We start from the raw sequence: 19,344 nt of genomic DNA on the forward strand, positions 1-19,344 counted from the left end.
GCGTGCCTCTTCCCGAACGCCGCTACGTGATCACCTTCGGCTGCCCCGACCGCACCGGCATCGTGGCGAGGATCTCCTCGTTCCTCGCCGAGCACGGCGGGTGGATCGTCGAGGCGGCGTACCACACGGACCCGGCCACCAACTGGTTCTTCACCCGCCAGGAGGTGCGCGCCGACTCGCTGCCGTTCGAGGTGGACGAGCTGCGGTCGCGGTTCGCGGGGGTCGCCGAGGACCTGGGCGCGCGACCCGGGTCGTGGCGGGTCGGCGACACCGGCGAGCGGCGGCGGGTGGTGATCCTCGTCTCCAAGGAGGGGCACTGCCTGTACGACCTGCTCGGCCGGGTCGCGTCGCACGAGCTGGACGTCGAGGTGTCCGCGGTCATCGGCAACCACGCCGACCTGGCCGGGATCACCCGCGCGCACGGCATCCCGTTCCACCACGTGCCGTTCCCGGCGAACGACCCGGAGGGCAGGCAGGCGGCGTTCGCGCAGCTGCGGCAACTGGTGGACGCGCACGACCCGCACGCCGTGGTGCTGGCGCGGTTCATGCAGATCCTGCCGACCGAGCTGTGCGCGGACTGGGCCGGGCGGGCGCTGAACATCCACCACAGCTTCCTGCCGTCGTTCATCGGCGCGCGGCCGTACCACCAGGCGCACCTGCGCGGCGTGAAGCTCGTCGGCGCGACGTGCCACTACGTGACGGCCGAGCTGGACCAGGGGCCGATCGTCGAGCAGGACGTGATCCGGGTGGACCACGACGACTCGGTGCCGGACATGGTCCGCAAGGGCCGGGACATCGAGAAGGTCGTCCTGGCGCGGGGCCTGCGGTGGCACCTGGAGGACCGCGTGCTCGTGCACGGCAACCGCACGGTCATCTTCTGACCCGGCACCTTCCGACCCGGCGTCTTCCGACCCGGCGTCTTCCGACCCTGGCGGACCCGACCCGACCGGACCGGACCGGGGCGGGACGTAGGCTGCCGCCGTGCGCACCGAGTTCACCCATCTCGACCAGGTCCGCGCGGCGGACGACCTGCGGAACGCCGTGCTGGTCGGCCTGGACCTCACCGACGTCGACCTGCGGGTCCCGGTGGACGGCGCGCTGTTCCTCGGCTGCGCCCTGTCGCCGGTCGGCCAGCGACGCGCGGCGGCGGCCGGGGCCCTGGTGTTCCCCGCCATCCCGGACCTGCCCTACGACGTGTACCGGTCGCGGCTCTACACGCCGGACGAGCTGTTCGCGGGTTTCGACCCCGACGACCCCGCGTCCTACGCGGACACGCCGGACGCCCGCACCTACCGGCACAGCCGGGCGCAGGGCCACAACCCCGATCCGCTGCACGCGCTGGCCGAGCGGCTGCACGACCACGCGATCACCGAGGCGCTGGCCGACGCGCTGCCCGAGCACCCGGTGGCGGTGATGGGCGGTCACGCCGTGGCGCGCGGCACGGACGGCTACCGGCGGGCGGTGGCGCTGGGCGCGAACCTCGGCGAGGCCGGGTTCACCGTGCTGACCGGCGGTGGGCCGGGCGTGATGGAGGCCGTGCCGCTGGGCGTGCGGGTCGGCGTGGACGACGGCGTGCTGAAGGACCTCGCGCGGGCGCCGGTGTTCGGCGCGGACGCGGAGTCCATCGGCCGCTGGCTCGCCGCGTTCCCCGCGGACCTGCCCGGTTCGAGCCCGGCGGGATCGGGCCCGGCGGGATCGGGCCGCCCCCGCACCCTGGGCATCCCCACCTGGTTCTACGGGCACGAGCCGCCGAACCCGGCGTGCGAGCTGCACGCCAAGTACTTCGCCAACTCGGTGCGCGAGGACGGCCTGCTCACCATCGCCACCGGCGGCATCGTCTACACGCCGGGCAGCGCGGGCACCGTGCAGGAGGTCTTCCAGGACTACTGCCAGAACCACTACGGCTCGGTCGGCCCGGCCGCGCCGATGGTGTTCCTGGGCAAGGACTTCTGGGTGGACGAGGTGCCCGCCGCGCCGCTCGTGCGGCGGCTGGCGCGCGGCCGTGAGGCGGAGCGGTGGATCCTCGTCACGGACGACCCGGACGAGGCGGTCGGCTTCCTGCGGGAGTACGCGGGCTGAGCGGCCCTAGCGGGCCAGGCCCTCGACGACCTCGGCGCCCGGCAGCTTCGCCAGCACGTCACCCGGCACGAGCAGCTTGCTGCCCCGCACACCGCCGCCGATGATCAGCTCCGGCGCGGCGGCGACCTCGGGCGACAGCAGCACCGGCCAGTCCGCGGGCAGGCCGACGGGCGTGATGCCGCCGTACTCCATGCCCGACAGCGACACCGCCTCGTCCATCGGCGCGAACGACGCCTTGCGCGCGTCCAGCCGCTTGCGCACCACGCCGTTCACGTCCGCCCGCGTCGTCGCGAGCACCACGCACGCCGCGTACCGGACCGCGTCACCGCGCTTGCCCGCCACGACCACGCAGTTCGCCGACGCCGACAGCGGCACGCCGTAGTGCGCGCAGAACTCGGCGGTGTCGGCCAGCGACGCGTCGATGGCGGTCACCGCGAGCCGGTCCGCGTCGGTCATCGACCGCAGGGCCGCCGCCACCGGGTCGGCGACCAGGTCGAGCCGGTCGATGGCGGGCACGGGCGTCAGGGTTCCGGCGATGGTCCACACGCCGACCATCCTGCCAAACGCCGCTTGACGTTGACGCAGCGTCAACCCCTACCGTCGTGCGCACAGGGAGGGGAACGGGGATGGCCTGGTCGATCGCGCAGGTGGCGCGGATGTCGAAGGTGACGTCGCGGACGCTGCGCCACTACGACGCGATCGGGCTGCTCGCACCGGCGTGGATCGGCGGCAACGGCCACCGGTACTACGAGCGCGAGCAGCTGCTCCGGCTCCAGCAGATCCTGCTGCTGCGCGACCTGGGGCTCGGCCTGGACACCGTGGCCGAGGTCCTGGACGGGCGGCACGCGACCGTCGACGTGCTGCGCAACCACGCGCGGTGGCTGGCGGCGGAGCAGGAGCGGCTGGCGGCGCTGGCGCGCACCGTCTCCCGGACGATCGAGGAACTGGAAGGGGGTTACCGCGTGAAGATGGAAGAGCTGTTCGAGGGCTTCGACGCCGACCGCCAGGCCCGCTACGAGGCGGAACTGGTGGAGCGCTACGGCGAGGGCGCGCAAGCGCACATCGACGAGGGCAAGCAGCGGATGCGGTCCTGGACGAAGGCCGACGCCGAGGGGTTCATGGCGGAGTGGCGCGGGATCGGCGCCGCGTTCGCCGAGCTGTTCGACGCGGGCGTCGCGCCCGACTCGCCCCGGGCGATGGAGGTGACGGACCGGCACCACACGTGGCTGTGCCGGAGCTGGACGCCGAACCGGGAGTCCTACACCGGTCTGGGGCAGCTGTACGTGGACGCGCCGGACTTCAAGTCGCAGTTCGACGCGCACGCCGAGGGTTTCGCCGAGTACGTCCGCGACGCCATGGCCGCGTACGCGCAGGCCCGGCTGTAGCCGGGTGGGGGGTGACCACGGGGAGGTGCACATCCCCGTGGTCGGTCACCCGGCTCAGAGGCCCTGGAGCCCGAACGCCTTGAGCGCCTCGCGGTTGAACGCGGGCAGGTCGTCGGGGTTCCGGCTGGTGACGAGCGTCCAGCCGTTCGCGCCGCAGACGCGGACCTCCTGGTCCGCCCAGTCGCCGCCCGCGTTGCGCAGGTCGGTGGCCAGGCTCGGCCACGAGGTGAGCTTCTTGCCGCGCACCACGTCCGCCTCGACGAGCAGCCACGGGCCGTGGCAGATGGAGGCGACCGGCTTGCCCGCCTCGACGAACCGCTTCACGAACGCGACCGCGTCGGCGTCCATCCGGATGAAGTCGGAGTTCGCGACACCGCCGGGGATCACGACGCCGTCGTAGTCGTTCGGGTCGGCCTGCGACAGCTCCAGGTCGACGGTGAACTCGTCGGCGGGCGTCAGGTGGTTGAACGCCCGGACCTTGCCGAGTTCCGGCGCGAGCAGCCTGGGCACCCCGCCGGCCTTCTCGACGTGCTGCCAGGGGTCGGTCAGCTCCGCCTGCTCGATGCCCTCCGAGCTGACCAGGAACGCGATCTTCTTCTGTTCGGCCATGCCGTTCGGCTACCCGGCGAGGAAGTCGGCCAACCACCGGCGGACGTCACCCCGGTGGGTCGACCAGGAGGGCACCAGCCCCAGCCTGCCGTTCGGGAACGCGGCGGCGACCTGCTTGGCCACGTCCTCCGGGTGCAGCGGGTCCTCGGTCGCCCCGATCACCAGCACCGGGGCGGTGACCCGGGCCAGCACCGCGCGGTCGGGCACCGCGACGCGGCCGGGGAGCCGGTCGAGCGCGCCGTGCAGCCGGGTGAACGCCGCGCGCCGCCGGACCTGGTGGTCCGGGGGTCCGCCGCCGGCGCGGACCGCGTCGTCGAGGGACAGCGCCGGCCGGGGTTCGTCGAGCACGGCGGGCAGCAGCAGGACGACCCGCTCGAACGCGTCGGGTTCCCCGGCGAGCAGCGCCAGCAGCGCGCCCGCCGTGAGGGACACGCCGATCGCGCGCGTCGCGCCGGTCTCGCGGGCGACCCCGCCCAGGTCGGCGGCGATCCGCCGGTAGTCCCAGTAGTCGTCGGGCGCGTCCGGGGCGTCGCCGTGCGACGGGAGCGTGACCACGACCTTCGTGCCGGGGAGGCCGGACGTGGGCAGCCGGGCCTCGCCGGGCGTGGCGCCGAGACCGTGGCCGACGAGGGTGACGGGGAGACCGGAGCCGAAGCCCCGGTGCGTCACCACCGCGGGCCGCGCTGGATCTCGATCAGCCGCGGACGCACGTCCACGACGTAGACGGTGACCGCGACGAGCCCGGCGAGCCAGAACATGGCGCCCGCCGAGAACGGGTGGAACAGCAGCAGCGCGAACGCGCCACCGCCGGTGATGCCGAGCCACGCCGGCTTGGTCATGCGCTCCGCCGCCGTGTAGGCGTCGGCCCGCTGCGAGAGCGCGTGCGCGAACGCGAACACTCCCATGACCAGCGCGGCGTAGTAGGCCGCGAACATGACCCAGTAGTCCAGGTACATCGGGCTGAGGGGCGGGAATGGGGGCAACACGCACCCAGCCTACGTGCGTCGCGCGCTCCCGGTACAGCCGAAACGGGGCGCCCCTGGTGGGACGCCCCGTCACGGTGCGGTCACTTCGCGGTGTTGCCCGGCTTCCGCGTCGCGGCGGTGGTCCTGGCGGCGGCGGTCTTCGCCGGGGCGGCGGGCTTGGCCACGGGCTCCTCGGCGACCTTGGCGGCGGGCTTGGTCACCGGCTTGGCGGCGGGCTTGGCGGCCGCGGTGCGGGCGGTCGCCTTGCGCGTGGTGCTGCGCACCTCGTGCGCGACCTCGCCACCGGCGTCGACGACGGCCTCGGCCAGCTTCTCGGTGGCCTCCTCGACCTGCTCCGCGGCCTTCTCGCCGGCGGTGCGGGTGCGGCGGGTGACCTTGCCGAGCACGTCGTCGGCGAGCACGCGGGCGTCCGCGGCGGCGGCCTCGGTGCGCTTCTGCGCCACCTCGACGGCCTCCTCGACCTGGTGCAGGGCCTTCTGGAACTGCGGCTGGGTCTGCGTGCGCAGCTTCTCCAGCGCCTCCTCGCCGTGCTGGGCGAAGAACTGGTAGAGGTTCAACGCCGACTGCGTGTAGGCGTCGACGACCTTCTTCAGCTCGGCCGGGTCGAGCCGGTCCCGGAAGTCCTTCAGGTCGGCCGACTCGGCCGCGGTCTTCGCCGACTCGGCGCGCTCGCGGGCCTTGCCGAGCGCCTCGATGACGGCCTTCGCGGCCAGGTCGCCGGCGCCCAGGGCGGCGAGCAGCGGGGTGCGCGCGGCGGCCACGGCCTGCTCGCCGACCTTGCGCAGTTCCTCGGTGGTGGGCAGGTTCGACATGGGGATCACTCCTCCTGGCCGGCGGTGTTCTCCCGCCGGAACGACTCGTAGACGTCGAGCAGCACCTGTTTCTGCCGCTCGGTCAGGTCCGGGGCGGTGACGATGGCGTCCGCGAGGGCCCCGCCCTCGCGCTGCTCAAGGATTCCGGCCTCGACGTACAGCGCCTCGGCCGAGATCCTCAACCCCTTGGCGATCTGCTGGAGGATCTCCGCGCTGGGTTTGCGCAGGCCCCGCTCGATCTGGCTGAGGTACGGGTTGGAGACGCCGGCGAGCTTGGCCAGCTGCCGCAGCGAGATCTTCGCGGTGTTGCGCTGCTGGCGGATGTACTCGCCGATGTCGCGGCCGAGATCGGCCACCGCCTCGTCGATGGACTTGTCCAACTTTGCGGCACCTCCTCGATCCGTATTCAACGGTACGCGCGAGTGCTAGCTGCTGCAAGCGCTGTGCTAGCAATCGGGACGTGTGCTCGCCCACAGGGCTACGGTGGGGGTGTGGACCTCGCGGCAGACCTCCGCGACGAGCTGGTCGACTCGCTCGTCGCCGTGAACGTGTTGCGCTCACCGCACTGGATCGCGGCGTTTCGCCAGGTCCCGAGGCATGCGTTCCTGCCGGGCTTCTTCACCCCGCGCCCGGACGGCACCTGGGGGGCGATCACCGCCGACCACCCCGACCACCTGGCCTCGGTCTACCGGAACCAGGTCTGCGTGACCCAGCTCGACGGCGACGACCGCGCATGGCAGCAAGCACTCGCCACCGGCGCGGTGCACGGCGTGCCCACCAGCTCGTCCAGCATGCCGACGATCATGGCGATCATGCTGGAGGCGCTGGACGCCTCGCCCGGCGACACCGTGCTGGAGATCGGCACCGGCACCGGCTACAACGCCGCGCTGCTCGCCCACGCCCTCGGCGACGAGGCGGTGACCTCCATCGACGTCGACCCCGGCGTGCTGGCCAGGGCGACGGCGAGGCTCACCGCCGGCGGTTACCACCCCACGTGCGTGGCGGGCGACGGCGAACGGGGGCACGCCCCGCGCGCGCCCTACGACCGGGTGCTCGGCACGTGCGCGGTGTCGCGGGTTCCGACGGCGTGGCTGGAGCAGACCGCGCCGGGCGGGGTCGTCGTGACGACGTTCAACCGGGCCGTCGGCGCGGGCCTCGTGCGGCTGACCGTGCGGGACGGCGTCGCGACCGGCCGCGTGCTGCCGGAGGACGGCCGCTTCATGCCGCTGCGCGCGCACGACCAGGCGTGGGCGCGGGAACCTCTGGTGGAGGCGGCGACCGCGCCGGCCGCGACGTCCAGGACGACCCTGCTGCCCGCGCGCGCCGTCGTGGACCCGACCAGCGGCTTCGAGTTCTTCGCCGGCCTGGCGCTGTCCGGCGTGGCGGTGGCCGGCGAACCGGTGCGCCTGGTCCACCCCGACGGCTCCTGGGTGCGCCACCGCGGCGCCGTGGTCGACCAGGGCGGTCCGCGGGCGCTGTGGGACCTCACCGAGGACGCCTACCGGCAGTGGAAGGAGCTGGGCAAGCCGAGGCGGCAGCGCTTCGCGTTCACCGCGGACCCGACCGGGCAGCACTTCCGGCTCGACGGGACCGACCTGACCTGGCCGCTCTAGTCGAGCAGTTCCTCCAGGAAGCTCCGCCGACGGGGTGGCGGGTAGCCCGGTTGGCCGTAGTAGCCGGGGTGGACGGGCGGCGGGGGCGCGCTGCCGGGCGGCGGCTGGTAGGCGGGCACGGCGCCGGGCGCGGGCGGTCCGGGCGCGGGCTGGTAGGCGGGTGGCGGCTGGTAGGGCGGCGGCGGTCCCTGCTCCACCGGCGGTGCCTGCTGTTCGACGGGCGGCGGGGCCTGCGCCCCTTCCGACCGGGCCCCTTCCGACCGGGCCCCTTCCGGTCGCTCCTCGGTCACGGGCGCGGCCTCCCGTTCGGCGACCTGTTCCCCGGACTCCACCCGGGCGACCCGCGTCTCGTCCGACGGCGCGGTGATCGCGAGCTGCGTCGGCTGCTCCACCGGTCCTTGCTCCACCGGTCCTTGCTCCACCGGTGGCCGCTCCACCTCGGCCTGGACCGGCGCGAGGGGGACCGGCGCGGGCGGGACCGGCGTCATCGGCGCGGGGCTGTACGGGGCCGGCGAGTAGGCGGGCGGCGACCCCGGCGCACCCCCGGGCTGGTGGGGCAGCGCGTAGTGCGCCCGCTCGGCGGCGATGATCTGTTCGAGCTCGCCACCGTCCAGGAAGACCCCGTGGCACCTCTCGCACTGCTCGACGTGCACGGACCCCCGGCTGATGGTCTTCATCAAGTCGTGGCATTTCGGGCAGATCACGTCTTCGAGGGTACGCACGACACGGGGGTGACCGCGTCGCCACCTTCGGTGACCGGTCCGCCATGATGCCCAGGTGTCCAGATTCCGCCAGCGGGCCGTGCTGATCGGGTGCGTGCTGGCCGCCGCCCTCGCGGTGGCCGGCCTCTTCGTGACCGACTACGGCATCGACCCGGACCTGTGGCTGACCGGTCTGGCCCTCGGGTTCCTGGCGCTGCTCGCCGCGCTGGACCCGTGGCTGCACCGCAAGCGCGCCGCGGGCCTCGCCACCGACGCCAACCTCGACGCCGCCGCGAACGACCTCGTCAAGGCCCTGCGCGGCCAGTGGAACGAGGAGTGCCGCGCCCGAGACCTCTCCGAACACCTCCTCGACCTGCACTGGAGCGCGGTCGAGGGGGAACCGGGCCACAGCGACGCGGTCGTGGGCTCGTTCCTGCGCAGCAGCCGCATGGTCTTCCTCGGCGAACCGGGCGCGGGCAAGAGCACGACGGTGATGCTGCTCACCCTCGGCATGCTCGACCGGCACGCCGACGGCTCCCCCGTGCCGTTCCTGCTGCCGCTGTCCACCTGGGACCCGGACGAGGAGGACGTGCGCACCTGGATGACCCGCCGCCTCTACGAGGACCACCCGGCGCTGCGCAACACCGAGCTGTACGGCAGCTACGCGGGCGACCTGCTGGTCGAGCAGCGGCGGGTGTTCCCGGTGCTGGACGGGCTCGACCAGATCCCGGCCGACCGCCGCGCGGACGCCGTCGACCGCATCAACCGGGCGTTCCCGCACACGGTGCCGCTGGTGCTGACCTGCCGCACGGACGAGTTCGCGGAGACCGACGCCCACGTCGTGGCCGCGAACGTCGTGCAGCTCCAGCCGCTGGACCACGAGGAGATCGCGGGCTACCTGCGGTCCACCTCGGACCCGGTGGCGGCGGCCCGCTGGGAGCCGATCTTCCTGCACCTGCGCGACGAGCCGGACGGGCGGCTCGCCGAGGCCCTGTCCACGCCGCTCGCGGTGTGGCTCGCGGGCGGCGTGTACGCCTACGGCGAGCCCAGCGAGCTGCTCGACCGCACCCGCTTCCCGGACCGACGCGCCATCGAGGACCACCTGGTGGACGCCCTGGTCGGGAGCGCGTTCGGCGACCGCGGCGCGGCGCACCAGGCGCGGGCCAGCCAGGTGTGGCCGCGGGACCGGGCCCAGCGCTGGCTCGCGTTCCTGGCCCGCGAGATGAACGCGCGCGGCGTGCGCGAACTGGGGTGGTGGGACCTGCGGCGCTCGGTGGGCCGCACCTGGCTGGCGTTCCTCGGCGCGCTGGTGCTCGGCCTGATCGGCGGGTTCGGCGTGATGTGGCTGATGGCGTACGCGAGCACGCCGGACCTCGCCCCGATCACCGGCCTGGGGGCGGGACTGGCCGTCGCGGTGGCCGCGCTGTACGCGTCCGGGCAGCGCTCGGTCAAGCCCCGGCTGGGCGTGTGGCGCAGCCTGCTCGTGGTCAGCGGCGTGCTCGGCGGCGCGGCCGGCCTGGTGTTCGGCGCGCTGTACGGGTTGTCCGCGGGCCTGGTCGTCGGCCTGGGCATCGCGGTGGCGGTGGCGCTGCGGTTCGCGCTGGGCACCACCGCCGAGCTGAGCCACCCGTCCAGTCCCCAGTGGACGATGTCGCGCGACCGGGTGGCGGTGTGGACCGGGTCGCTGGTGCTGGCCGTGGTGTTCGGCGCCGCCGCGGGCCTGGTGTTCGGGCCGCACCAGACCGGCATGGTGGGCCTGGGCCTGGCGTGCGGCCTGATGCTCGGCTTCACGCTGTCCGTGCTGCACCTGCGCTGGTGGTGGTACACGGTCGCGCGGATCTGGCTCGCGCTGCGCGGCAGGCTGCCGTGGGAGCTGACCGTGTTCCTGGACGACGCGCGCAAGCTCGGCGTGCTGCGGCAGGCGGGGGCGGCCTACCAGTTCCGGCACGCGCTGGTGCAGGACCGGTTGGCCTCCGGCACCCGCGAGCGGGTCAGGTCAAGCGCCTAGTCCGCGCAGCCTGCGCACCGCCTCGTCCAGCACCTCGTCGCGCTTGCAGAACGCGAAGCGCACGAGGTGCTGCCACGCTTCGGGGTGGTCGGTGAACACCTGCACCGGCACGCCCGCGACGCCGATCCGCCCCGGCAGCTCGCGGCACAGTTCGAGGCCGTCGGTGAAGCCGAGCGGGCGGACGTCCGCGGTGACGAAGTAGGTGCCCTCGCTGGGCCGCACCGCGAACCCGGCCTCGGCGAGCCCCGCCGAGAGGCGCGACCGCTTGTCCTCCAGCGACGCGCGCAGGTCGTCCACCCAGCCCAGCTCGTGGCGCAGCGCGTGCGCCACGGCGGGCTGGAACGGCGCGCCGCCCACGAACGTCAGGAACTGCTTCGCCGCCCGCACCGCGCCGACCAGCCCGGCGGGCGCGCACACCCAGCCGATCTTCCAGCCGGTGCAGTTGAACGACTTGCCCGCGCCCGAGATCGTCACGGTCCGCTCGCGCATCCCGGGGAACGCCGCCAGCGGCAGGTGCTCGCGGCCGTCGAACACCAGGTGCTCGTAGACCTCGTCCGTGATCGCGACGAGGTCGTGCTCGACGCACAGCCGCGCGACGGCGGCCAGCTCGTCCCGGGTGAACACGGTGCCGGTCGGGTTGTGCGGCGAGTTGACCAGGACCGCCCGGGTCTTCGGCGTCACGGCGGCGCGCAGCGCGTCGACGTCCAGCCCGAGGCGGCCGGTGCCGGGCTCCTCGACGAGCCCCACGGACCGCCGGGTCGCGCCGGCCAGCGCCACGGACGCCGCGTACGAGTCGTAGTAGGGCTCGACCAGCACGACCTCGTCACCGGGCTCGACCAGGCCGAGCAGCGCCGCCGCGACGGCCTCGGTGGCGCCGACCGTGACCAGCACCTCGGTGTCCGGGTCGTAGTGGGTGCCGTAGCGGGCGCGGTGCTCGGCGACGGCCTGCCGCAGCTCCGGCATCCCGGGACCGGGCGGGTACTGGTTGAGGCCCGCGTCGATCGACTCCTTGGCCACCCGCAGCATCGACGCGGGGCCGTCGGTGTCGGGAAATCCCTGGCCGAGGTTCACCGCGCCCGTCCGGGTCGCCAACGCGGTCATCTCCGCGAAGATCGTCGAGGTGAACGGCCTCATCCTGGTCACGAGCGCTGGTTCCCGCACGACTCCGAATCTTCACGGACAATGGCGGTGTGGAGCAACTGACCGCCGCTGACCAGCTCAAGCGCCAGGGCCTGCGCAGGATGAAGCTCGTGGCGACGGGCTTCTTCCTCGCGGCCACCGTGATCTTCGTCGTCGCGCTGCTGTTCGAGGAGGGTGGACCCGCCTGGGTCGGGTACGTCCGCGCCGCCGCCGAGGCGGGCATGGTCGGCGCGATCGCCGACTGGTTCGCCGTGACCGCCCTGTTCCGCAGGCCGCTGGGCCTGCCGATCCCGCACACCGCGATCATCCCGACCCGCAAGGACACCTTCGGCGACGCGCTGGGGTCGTTCGTCGGGCAGAACTTCCTGTCCGAGGCGGTGGTGAAGGACAAGCTGCGGCGGGTCGGCGTCGGGCGACGGCTCGGCGAGTGGCTGGTGAAGCCGGAGAACGCCGAGCGCGTCACGTCCGAGGCGGCCAACGTGGTCAAGGGCGCGGTCACCGTGCTGCGGGACGAGGACGTGCAGGCGATCGTCGAGCAGGCGGTCGTGCGGCGGCTCGTGGACCGGCCTTGGGGCCCGCCGCTGGGCACGCTGCTCGGGCAGGTGCTGGCCGACGGCGCGCACCACAAGCTCGTGGACCTGATGTGCGATCGGGCGTACGACTGGGTGCGCGACAACTACGACAAGGTCATGGGCGTGGTGTCGGACCGCGCGCCGTCGTGGTCGCCGAGGTTCGTCGACTCGATGCTGGGCGACAAGGTCTACACCGAGCTGCTGAACTTCGCGTGGGCGGTGAAGACCGACGTCAACCACCCGATGCGGCAGGCGGTCGACCAGTTCCTGGTCGAGTTCGCGTCCGACCTGCGCACGGACCCGGCCACGATGCAGCGCGCCGAGCAGGTCAAGCAGCAGGTCGTCGAGCACCCCGACGTGCAGCGGCTGATCGGGTCGGCGTGGGGCACGGCGAAGAAGATGCTGCTCGACGCGGCCGAGGACCCGTCGTCCGAGCTGCGCCGCCGGGTGCGCGAGGGCCTGGTGTCCTTCGGCGCGCGGCTGGTCGGGGACGAGTCGATGCGCGCCAAGGTCGACGGGTGGCTGGAGGGCGCGGCGGGGTACGTGGTGACCCACTACCGCGACGAGATCACCACGTTGATCACCGACACCGTCGAGCGCTGGGACGCCGAGGAGACCTCGCGCAAGATCGAGCTCCAGGTGGGGCGCGACCTCCAGTTCATCCGCATCAACGGCACGGTGGTGGGCGCGCTCGCCGGCCTGGTGATCTACACCGTCGGCCAGCTGGTGACGTGACGGCCGGCCCCTGCCCGGGGCCGGCCGTCAGCTCACGCTGAGCGCGCGCCGTTCCCGCCAGTTGCGCGCCTTCTCCCGGTTGCCGCACGTCTGCATCGAGCACCACGTGCGCGAGCGGTTCCGGGAGCGGTCGAAGAACGCCCAGCGGCAGTCGTCCGCCTGGCAGATCTTGAACCGCTCCCAGGACCCGAGGACCGCCAGCCGGGCCGCCGCGCCGAGCACCGCGCCCAGGGCGTCGGCGCTGGACATGGTGGGCACCCCGTGGCTGAGGTCGACCCGGACGAGCCCCGCGGCGGGGGTGGGGTCCGGGCCGTCGTGCCGTTCCCCGAGGGAGGCCCGCAGCGAGGCGCGGGCGGCGCGGACCCCGTCCAGCTCGCCGGGCGAGCCCAGTCCGCGTTCGGTGACCCACGCCCGCCAGGCGGCGGCGCTGTCCAGCACGTCGGTGCCGAGTTCGAGGTCCCGGGTGTTGAGGAAGGCGAGCAGCAGCTCCACATCGTGTTCCGCATCGCCGGCTCGACCCTGCGCAAGAGCTGCGTGGTCCCAGCCGGCCGCCAGACCAGTCACCCCTCCACTGTAGGCGTCGAAAGCCGGCGATGTGGCGAAGTAACCGGCAAGTGCCGTTCACCGGTTAGCCCTGTTGCCCGTTCGGACGAGTGACCCTGTTCCGCCGATCGGGTTATGAACCCTGTGTATACCTCGTGTGTATAGTCGAGTTCATGTCGATCGGACACACCCTGCTGGGCCTGCTGGAAAAAGGTCCACGGCACGGCTACGACCTGAAGAGGGCCTACGACGAGCGCTTCGGCCAGGACCGGCCGCTGCACTACGGGCAGGTCTACACGACGCTCTCCCGCCTGCTCCGCAACGGCCTCGTCGAGGAGGCGGGGGTCGAGGCGGGCGACGGTCCGGAGCGCAAGCGGTACGCGATCACGGACGCGGGCGTCACCGACGTGGAGCACTGGCTGGGCACGCCGGAGCCGCCCGAGCCCTACCTCCAGAACACCCTCTACGCGAAGGTCGTGCTGGCCCTGCTGTCCGGCCGCAGCGCCGACGAGGTGCTCGACGTCCAGCGCACCGCGCACCTGGCCACGATGCGCCGGCTGACGAAGCGGAAGGCGGACGGCGACCTCGCCGACCAGCTGATCTGCGACCACGCCCTGTTCCACCTCGAAGCCGACCTGCGGTGGCTGGAGCTCACCGCCGCGCGCCTCGGCCAACTGGAGACGGCGGTGACCCGGTGAACCCGATCCTGGAAGCGGTCGACCTGCGCAAGTCGTTCGGCCCCACCCCCGCGCTGGACGGCGCCGGGCTGCGGGTGCGCGCGGGCGAGGTCGTGGCGGTGATGGGGCCCTCGGGCTCCGGGAAGTCGACGCTGCTGCACTGCCTGGCGGGCATCCTGACGCCCGACACGGGCGTCGTCCGGTACCGCGACGTCGAGCTGAGCGCCATGGGCGACGGGGAGCGCAGCGAGCTGCGGCGCACCGACTTCGGGTTCGTGTTCCAGTTCGGGCAGCTCGTGCCGGAGCTGACCTGCCTGGAGAACGTGGCGCTGCCGCTGCGCCTGGGGTCGGTCAAGCGCAAGGAGGCCGAGTCGCGGGCCCGCGAGTGGCTGGAGCGGCTGGAGGTGGCCGACGTCGCGGACAAGCGCCCCGGCGAGACCTCCGGCGGCCAGGGCCAGCGCGTCGCCGTGGCCCGCGCCCTGGTGACGGGGCCGCGGGTGGTGTTCGCCGACGAGCCGACGGGCGCGCTCGACTCGCTCAACGGCGAGCGGGTGATGCAGCTGCTGGTCACGGCGGCGAAGGAGACCGATGCCGCGGTGGTGCTGGTGACGCACGAGGCGCGCGTGGCGGCCTACTCCGACCGCGAGGTCGTCGTGCGCGACGGCCGGTCGCGCGAGATGGAGCCGGTCAGGTGAGGTCGTGGTTGTCCGACCTGGCCCTGGGCGTCCGGCTGGCCCTGGGCGGCGGGCGCACGTCGTGGGTCAGGCTCGCGCTGACCGGCGCGGGCATCGGCATCGGCGTGGCCGTGCTGCTGGCGGCGTCGTCGGTGACGACGATCCTGGGGGAGCGCGACGCGCGGGCGGCGGCGGCCTCGGCCGGCACGGTCGAGTCGGCCGACGGGCGCGATGCGCTGTACCGCGAGTTCCACAACACCGAGTACCGCGGTGAGACGGTCTCGGGGTGGTACGTGCTGCCCGAGGGCGCGAACCCGCCCGTGCCACCGGGCACGTCGAGGGTGCCCGCCGACGGCGAGGTGTTCCTGTCGCCGGCGCTGGCCGAGCTGCTGGCGTCGCCGAGGGGCGAGTTGCTGCGCGAGCGGTTCCCCCAGCGGGTGGTCGGCACCATCGGCGTGGCCGGTCTGAACTCGCCGCACGACCTGCTGTTCTACGCCGGCGACGCGGACGTGGACCCGGAGCACGCCGACACGGTCGTCGCGTTCGGCCAGGGCGAACTGCTGGAGCGCACGCTCGACCCGGTGCTGACGCTGCTGGTCATGGTGGGCGTGGTGGCGCTGCTGTTCCCGGTGCTGGTGTTCGTCGGGATCAGCACCCGGCTCGCGGGGGCCGAGCGCGACCGGAGGCTCGCGGCGCTGCGGCTGGTCGGCGCGGGCTCCCAGCGCGTGCGGCGGATCGCGGCGGGCGAGGCGCTGCTGGGCGCGGTCACCGGGATGGTCGTGGGCGTGGCGCTGTTCCTCGTCGGGCGGCTGTTCGTGGAGGACGTCCGGCTCGTCGGCATCAGCGTGTTCAGGAGCGACTTCACCCCGTCGCCGTGGTTCGCGGTGCTGGTCGGGGTGCTGGTGCCGGTGCTCGCGGTGGTGACGTCGGTGGTGGCGATGCGCCGCACGGTCGTCGAGCCGCTGGGCGTGGTGCGCCGCACGAAGCCGGTCCGCCGCGTGCTGTGGTGGCGGACGCTGCCGATCCTCCTCGGCTCGGCGGCGCTGCTGACGCAGAGCGACACGCTGGGCGGTGGGCGGAGCAGCGCGTCCGAGCCCCTGGTGATCGGCGGCATCGTGATGCTGCTGCTCGGCATCCCCGTGCTGCTGCCGTGGGTGGTCGAGCGGGCCGTGGGCCGGTTGCGCGGCGGTGCGCCGTCCTGGCAGCTCGCGATCCGCAGGCTCCAGTTGGAGAGCGGCACGGCGGCGCGCGTCGTGGGCGGCGTGGCCGTGGTCCTGGCCGGCGGCATCGCGCTCCAGTCGGTGCTGGCGAGCGCCGAGAGCAAGATCGTCGACCAGCCGATCCCGGAAGCGGACAAGAGCCGCGTCGTGGTCGCCATGCGCGACGCGACGCCCGAGACGACCCGGCAGGCGATGGACCTGCTGGAGCGCTCGGTGGGCGTGGCGCACGTGCACCCGCTCGGCTTCGTGCAGTTCACCAGGGGCCCCGAGGACTACCAGGTCGCGACCGTCGGCACGTGCGAGGCGCTGCGCACCCGGGCGGTGCTGCCGACGTGCCGGGACGGCGACTCGTTCTACGTGGTGGACCCCCCGCCACCCGGGGGCGGGAACGCCCGGGACACGCAGGTCGAGCCCGGCGAGCGGGTCAGGATCACCGAGGGGTACGACGACGACGAGAAGACCATCGCGGAGTGGACGATCCCGCGGTACACCGAGGTGCGGCCGGACGAGAAGTCCAGCGATCACGGGTACGGCCTCCTGCTCACGCCGTCGGTCCTGGCCGACCTGCCGGCGCCGCAGGACTTCAGCAGGATCGTCGTGCTCGTCGACCCGGCGCAGCCGGACGTCGCGGAGCACGTGCGCAACGCCCTGGCCCCGCTGACGTGGCACACCTACGTCTCGTACTTCGGCGAGACCGGTGTGCCGGAACGCGTCGAGCAGTACCAGAGCATCCGCCAGGGCCTGCTGGCCGGTTCGCTGGTCACGCTCCTGCTGGCGAGCGCCAGCCTCCTGGTCCTGGCCCTGGAGCAGGTCCGCGAACGCCGTCGCCCCCTGGCGGTGCTGGCGGCCGGCGGTGTCCCGCGCGGCGCCCTCGGCCGCTCCCTGCTCTGGCAGAACGCGGTGCCGCTCCTCCTGGCGCTGGTGGTCGCGGTGTCGGTGGGCGGCGGGATGGCGGTCCTGCTGCTGCGGATCATCTCCCAGCCGATCGTCCTCGACTGGGCGGGCATCGCCCTGCTCACCGGCGCGGCCGCCTTCCTGGTGGTGGCGGTGACGGTCGCGTCCCTGCCGTCCCTGTGGCGGGCCACCGGAGCCCTGGGGCTGCGATCGGAATGACCCCGATCCGCCGCCGACCCGAGGAGCCGCGGTCACCGGGCCGGTGACCTGGCCGAACGCGCCCACCGCGAGCGCACTCCCGGCGCCCCTCCGGTCCCGGCCGCATCCCGCTCGTCGATCCAGGCCACGCGAACGACCGCCCGAGCGTCTTGAGAGGTGTGACGATCTCCCCGCGCGAGCATCCCCATGACGTCCCCCGCGCCGCGGCGGAGGGCCGGAGCGACCGGGGTGCGCTCCGATGAGGTGGGTCGCCGACCTGGTCCTGGGCGTCCGACTGGCTGTCGGGGGCAGCCGGACGTCCTGGGCCAGGTTGGCGCTCACCGCGGCGGGCGTCGGCCTGGGCGTCACGGTGCTCCTGCTCGCGGCCTCCATCGGCCCGGCCCGGGAGGCCAAGTCCCAGCGGGTGCAGGACGCGGCCCTCACCTCCGACGGCGATCGGGCCACGCTCACGGCGCGGCAGGTCACCGTCACGTGGCAGGGCCGCACCATCAGCGGTGTGGAGCTGGCCGCCACCACGCCGGACGCCCCCGCACCGCCCGGCGTCGGCCGCATCCCCGAACCCGGCGAGCTGGTCGTCTCGCCCGAGCTGTTCGACCTGATGCTCTCCGACGACGCCCTCCGCGCACGCTTCCCGGAGAGCGTCATCGGCGTCATCGCCGACGCGGGCCTGCCCCGCCCCCAGTCGCTGCTGTTCTACGCGGGCCTGCCGCCGGCCAACGAGGCCGACGCGGTCCCGGCGACCGGGTTCGGCGGCGAGCGGCCACCGGCGACCCTGCTCCCGGTCTACCGCCTGCTGATGGTGGCCGCGATCAGCGCGCTCCTCGTGCCGCTGGGCATCTTCGTCATGGTCGCCACCCGCCTCGGCGCGACGGGCCGCGCGCAGCGCCTCGCCGCGATCCGCCTGGTCGGCGCCTCCCGCACCCAGATCCGCTGGATGGCCGGCGGCGAGACGCTGACCGGCGCCGTCCTCGGCCTGCTGGTGGGCGTGGCGCTGTTCTTCGCCGCCCGCCCGCTGGCCCGGTTCATCGAGGTCGAGGGCGTCGGCTTCTTCCCCACGGACCTGCTGCCCGACCCGTGGCTGGGCGCGCTCATCGCCGTCGGCGTGCCGGTGGTCGCGGTGCTGTCCGCGCTGCTGGCCCTGCGCACCGAGGAGGTCGGCCCGCTCGGCCCGCACCGCACCACCGAGATCCCCGTGCGCCGCGCGTGGTGGCGGTTCACGCTGATCGGCGTCGGCGCCGCGGTGGTCGTCGTGCTCGCCTCGACCGGGTCGTTCTGGCAGTTCATGTCCGACACGCGCCTCGCCCTCGGCCTGGGCCTGGGCATCGCCCTGGTCCTCGCGGGCACGGCCGCGGTGCTGCCGTGGCTGGTCGCCAAGGTCGCGCACGGCGTGGAACCGGACGACGTCGCCCGGCTGCTGGCCCTGCGCACGCTGCGGTTCGACGACGGCACGCCGCGCGTCCTGTCCGGCGTCGTCGTGGTGCTGGCCGGCTCGCTCACGCTCCAGGTGCTGCTCGGCGTCGCCGCCCAGTTCACCGCGGCCCCGCCGAACGAGACCCCGGACCGCTGGGTGCTCCAGCTCGACCGGCACACGCCGGTCCGCTCGCTGGAGGAGGCGATCACGCTGACGGGCGGTGTCCGCCGGATCAGCGAGGTCCGCACGCACCTGACCGATCGGGTCACGTTCATCACCAGCACGGACTGCGCGGAGATCGCCGAGCGCCTGGGCGTCGCCGACTGCGCCCCCGGCTCCGCCTACCTGCGGGGGCCGGGTCCCGCGCCGGGCACCAAGCTCACCGTCAACGGCCGGGAGTGGACCGTCCCGCGGTACAGCACCACCGACGTGGGGCCGCGCGGCCTGCTGGTCGCCGACGGCGCGGACCCCGTGCTGGCGTCCGCCACCCCGACCGAGCTGGTGGTGCGCGGCGACCCGGACGAGTCGTTCGCCGACCGCCTGCTGTCCGCGACGGGCCGCGTGGACCGGGGGGTCACGCTGCACCGCGCGCAGTTCCAGGCCGGGCAGGTGGAGCTGTTCAGGTCGCTGCGCAGCGGCGTGATCGGCAGTTCGGTGCTGCTCACCCTGCTGGCCGTGATCGGTCTGGCCGCGGCCGCCGTCGACCAGGTCGTGGAGCGCCGCCGCCCCACCGCCGTGCTCGCCGCGAACGGCGTGCCGCACCGGGTGCTGGCCGCGTCGGCGCTGTGGCAGTCGGCCATCCCGACCGCCCTCGGCACCACCCTGGCGATCCCGACCGGCCTGGGCACGGCGTGGCTGGTGGTGCCCGCCGAGCGGTTCCGGGTCGACTGGGGCGAGATCGCCACCACGGTCGGCGCGGCCGTCGTCATCGTGCTCGTCGTGTCGCTGTGCACGGTGCCCGCGCTGCGCTCGGCGGTCCGGCCGACCGGTCTGCGAACCGAGTAGCGACGCACCGAAACGATCTTCGGTTCCCGATACCACTCCATCGTGCGTCACAGGTATCGGC

General features: G+C 73.8%; 19 protein-coding genes. 10 read left to right on the forward strand and 9 right to left on the reverse strand.

The features are described 5' to 3' along the window. Window positions 1–2 precede the first annotated feature (2 nt). Together purU and J2S66_RS26960 are read left to right on the forward strand one after the other, a co-directional pair. Window positions 3–881, forward strand: coding sequence for a formyltetrahydrofolate deformylase (gene purU / locus J2S66_RS26955; RefSeq protein WP_310310077.1), 879 nt, complete (start codon window positions 3–5; stop codon window positions 879–881). A gap of 100 nt (window positions 882–981) precedes the next feature. Then, window positions 982–2,079 carry an LOG family protein gene (locus tag J2S66_RS26960; RefSeq protein ID WP_310310078.1) on the forward strand — a complete coding sequence of 366 codons (1,098 nt, stop codon included), beginning with the start codon at window positions 982–984 and terminating at the stop codon, window positions 2,077–2,079. A 6-nt stretch (window positions 2,080–2,085) separates the two neighbouring features. Here J2S66_RS26960 and J2S66_RS26965 read toward each other — a convergent pair whose 3' ends face one another. Continuing rightward, on the reverse strand, window positions 2,086–2,634 hold the full coding sequence (locus J2S66_RS26965) for a YbaK/EbsC family protein (protein ID WP_310310079.1): 549 nt from the start codon (window positions 2,632–2,634) through the stop codon (window positions 2,086–2,088). Window positions 2,635–2,705: 71 nt separating this feature from the next. Between J2S66_RS26965 and J2S66_RS26970 the strand changes: the two genes are divergently transcribed. Then, a complete protein-coding gene (locus J2S66_RS26970) occupies window positions 2,706–3,464 on the forward strand; it encodes a MerR family transcriptional regulator (RefSeq protein ID WP_310310080.1) in 759 nt (252 codons plus the stop codon). A 54-nt stretch (window positions 3,465–3,518) separates the two neighbouring features. Here the strand turns inward: J2S66_RS26970 and J2S66_RS26975 are convergent, their stop codons facing one another. The 5 genes from J2S66_RS26975 to J2S66_RS26995 form a co-directional block, all read right to left on the reverse strand. Continuing rightward, window positions 3,519–4,073: a type 1 glutamine amidotransferase domain-containing protein gene (locus J2S66_RS26975; protein WP_310310081.1), complete on the reverse strand. Its 555-nt coding sequence runs from the start codon at window positions 4,071–4,073 to the stop codon at window positions 3,519–3,521. A 9-nt stretch (window positions 4,074–4,082) separates the two neighbouring features. Further along, complete coding sequence (locus J2S66_RS26980) at window positions 4,083–4,745, reverse strand: alpha/beta fold hydrolase (protein WP_310310082.1); 663 nt, start codon at window positions 4,743–4,745, stop codon at window positions 4,083–4,085. After that, the gene (locus J2S66_RS26985; protein ID WP_306744522.1) at window positions 4,739–5,029 is read right to left on the reverse strand and encodes a DUF2516 family protein; all 291 of its coding nucleotides are present in this window, start codon (window positions 5,027–5,029) and stop codon (window positions 4,739–4,741) included. The genes J2S66_RS26980 and J2S66_RS26985 overlap by 7 nt, the downstream gene beginning before the upstream one ends. Before the next feature lie 110 nt (window positions 5,030–5,139). Then, window positions 5,140–5,871: a hypothetical protein gene (locus J2S66_RS26990; protein ID WP_310310083.1), complete on the reverse strand. Its 732-nt coding sequence runs from the start codon at window positions 5,869–5,871 to the stop codon at window positions 5,140–5,142. Window positions 5,872–5,876: 5 nt separating this feature from the next. After that, complete coding sequence (locus tag J2S66_RS26995; RefSeq protein WP_306743817.1) at window positions 5,877–6,251, reverse strand: helix-turn-helix domain-containing protein; 375 nt, start codon at window positions 6,249–6,251, stop codon at window positions 5,877–5,879. 111 nt (window positions 6,252–6,362) lie between these two features. On the opposite strand from J2S66_RS26995, the gene J2S66_RS27000 reads away from it, so the two are divergent. Beyond that, window positions 6,363–7,484 (forward strand): methyltransferase domain-containing protein, encoded by a 1,122-nt coding sequence (locus J2S66_RS27000; RefSeq protein ID WP_310310084.1) that lies wholly within the window; start codon window positions 6,363–6,365, stop codon window positions 7,482–7,484. Here J2S66_RS27000 and J2S66_RS27005 read toward each other — a convergent pair. Then, window positions 7,481–8,188: a TFIIB-type zinc ribbon-containing protein gene (locus J2S66_RS27005; RefSeq protein WP_310310085.1), complete on the reverse strand. Its 708-nt coding sequence runs from the start codon at window positions 8,186–8,188 to the stop codon at window positions 7,481–7,483. The genes J2S66_RS27000 and J2S66_RS27005 overlap by 4 nt on opposite strands. Window positions 8,189–8,261: 73 nt before the next feature. Between J2S66_RS27005 and J2S66_RS27010 the strand changes: the two genes are divergently transcribed. Beyond that, window positions 8,262–10,193, forward strand: a complete 1,932-nt coding sequence (locus J2S66_RS27010; RefSeq protein WP_310310086.1) for an NACHT domain-containing protein — start codon at window positions 8,262–8,264, stop codon at window positions 10,191–10,193. Here J2S66_RS27010 and J2S66_RS27015 read toward each other — a convergent pair. After that, window positions 10,182–11,354, reverse strand: coding sequence for a pyridoxal phosphate-dependent aminotransferase (locus J2S66_RS27015; protein WP_306743821.1), 1,173 nt, complete (start codon window positions 11,352–11,354; stop codon window positions 10,182–10,184). The two genes, J2S66_RS27010 and J2S66_RS27015, sit on opposite strands and share 12 nt — an antisense overlap. Before the next feature lie 29 nt (window positions 11,355–11,383). Here J2S66_RS27015 and J2S66_RS27020 point away from each other — a divergent pair, with 29 nt between their 5' ends. Next, complete coding sequence (locus J2S66_RS27020; RefSeq protein WP_374726133.1) at window positions 11,384–12,640, forward strand: DUF445 domain-containing protein; 1,257 nt, start codon at window positions 11,384–11,386, stop codon at window positions 12,638–12,640. 27 nt (window positions 12,641–12,667) lie between these two features. On the opposite strand, the gene J2S66_RS27025 is transcribed toward J2S66_RS27020, so the two are convergent. Further along, window positions 12,668–13,132 carry a CGNR zinc finger domain-containing protein gene (locus tag J2S66_RS27025; protein ID WP_310310087.1) on the reverse strand — a complete coding sequence of 155 codons (465 nt, stop codon included), beginning with the start codon at window positions 13,130–13,132 and terminating at the stop codon, window positions 12,668–12,670. A gap of 224 nt (window positions 13,133–13,356) precedes the next feature. On the opposite strand from J2S66_RS27025, the gene J2S66_RS27030 reads away from it, so the two are divergent. The 4 genes from J2S66_RS27030 to J2S66_RS27045 all read left to right on the forward strand — a co-directional run bounded on the left by J2S66_RS27030 (window position 13,357) and on the right by J2S66_RS27045 (window position 19,283). Beyond that, complete coding sequence (locus J2S66_RS27030; RefSeq protein ID WP_306743823.1) at window positions 13,357–13,881, forward strand: PadR family transcriptional regulator; 525 nt, start codon at window positions 13,357–13,359, stop codon at window positions 13,879–13,881. Further along, a complete protein-coding gene (locus J2S66_RS27035; protein ID WP_310310088.1) occupies window positions 13,878–14,555 on the forward strand; it encodes an ABC transporter ATP-binding protein in 678 nt (225 codons plus the stop codon). Before J2S66_RS27030 ends, J2S66_RS27035 begins: the two co-directional genes overlap by 4 nt. Next, a complete protein-coding gene (locus tag J2S66_RS27040) occupies window positions 14,552–16,867 on the forward strand; it encodes an FtsX-like permease family protein (protein ID WP_310310089.1) in 2,316 nt (771 codons plus the stop codon). Before J2S66_RS27035 ends, J2S66_RS27040 begins: the two co-directional genes overlap by 4 nt. Before the next feature lie 238 nt (window positions 16,868–17,105). Beyond that, window positions 17,106–19,283 (forward strand): ABC transporter permease, encoded by a 2,178-nt coding sequence (locus J2S66_RS27045; RefSeq protein ID WP_310310090.1) that lies wholly within the window; start codon window positions 17,106–17,108, stop codon window positions 19,281–19,283. The last annotated feature ends 61 nt before the right edge of the window (window positions 19,284–19,344 follow it).

This window comes from Saccharothrix longispora (assembly GCF_031455225.1).
GTDB classification, from domain to species: Bacteria; Actinomycetota; Actinomycetes; order Mycobacteriales; family Pseudonocardiaceae; genus Actinosynnema; species Actinosynnema longispora.

Excerpts from the sequence above, each read along its gene's own strand:
- J2S66_RS26965 (WP_310310079.1), bottom strand. The coding sequence starts at position 2,634 with ATGGTCGGCGTGTGGACCATCGCCGGAACCCTGACGCCCGTGCCCGCC.
- J2S66_RS26970 (WP_310310080.1), top strand. The coding sequence starts at position 2,706 with ATGGCCTGGTCGATCGCGCAGGTGGCGCGGATGTCGAAGGTGACGTCG.
- J2S66_RS26975 (WP_310310081.1), bottom strand. The coding sequence starts at position 4,073 with ATGGCCGAACAGAAGAAGATCGCGTTCCTGGTCAGCTCGGAGGGCATC.
- J2S66_RS26985 (WP_306744522.1), bottom strand. The coding sequence starts at position 5,029 with ATGTACCTGGACTACTGGGTCATGTTCGCGGCCTACTACGCCGCGCTG.
- J2S66_RS26990 (WP_310310083.1), bottom strand. The coding sequence starts at position 5,871 with ATGTCGAACCTGCCCACCACCGAGGAACTGCGCAAGGTCGGCGAGCAG.
- J2S66_RS27030 (WP_306743823.1), top strand. The coding sequence starts at position 13,357 with ATGTCGATCGGACACACCCTGCTGGGCCTGCTGGAAAAAGGTCCACGG.
- J2S66_RS27045 (WP_310310090.1), top strand. The coding sequence starts at position 17,106 with ATGAGGTGGGTCGCCGACCTGGTCCTGGGCGTCCGACTGGCTGTCGGG.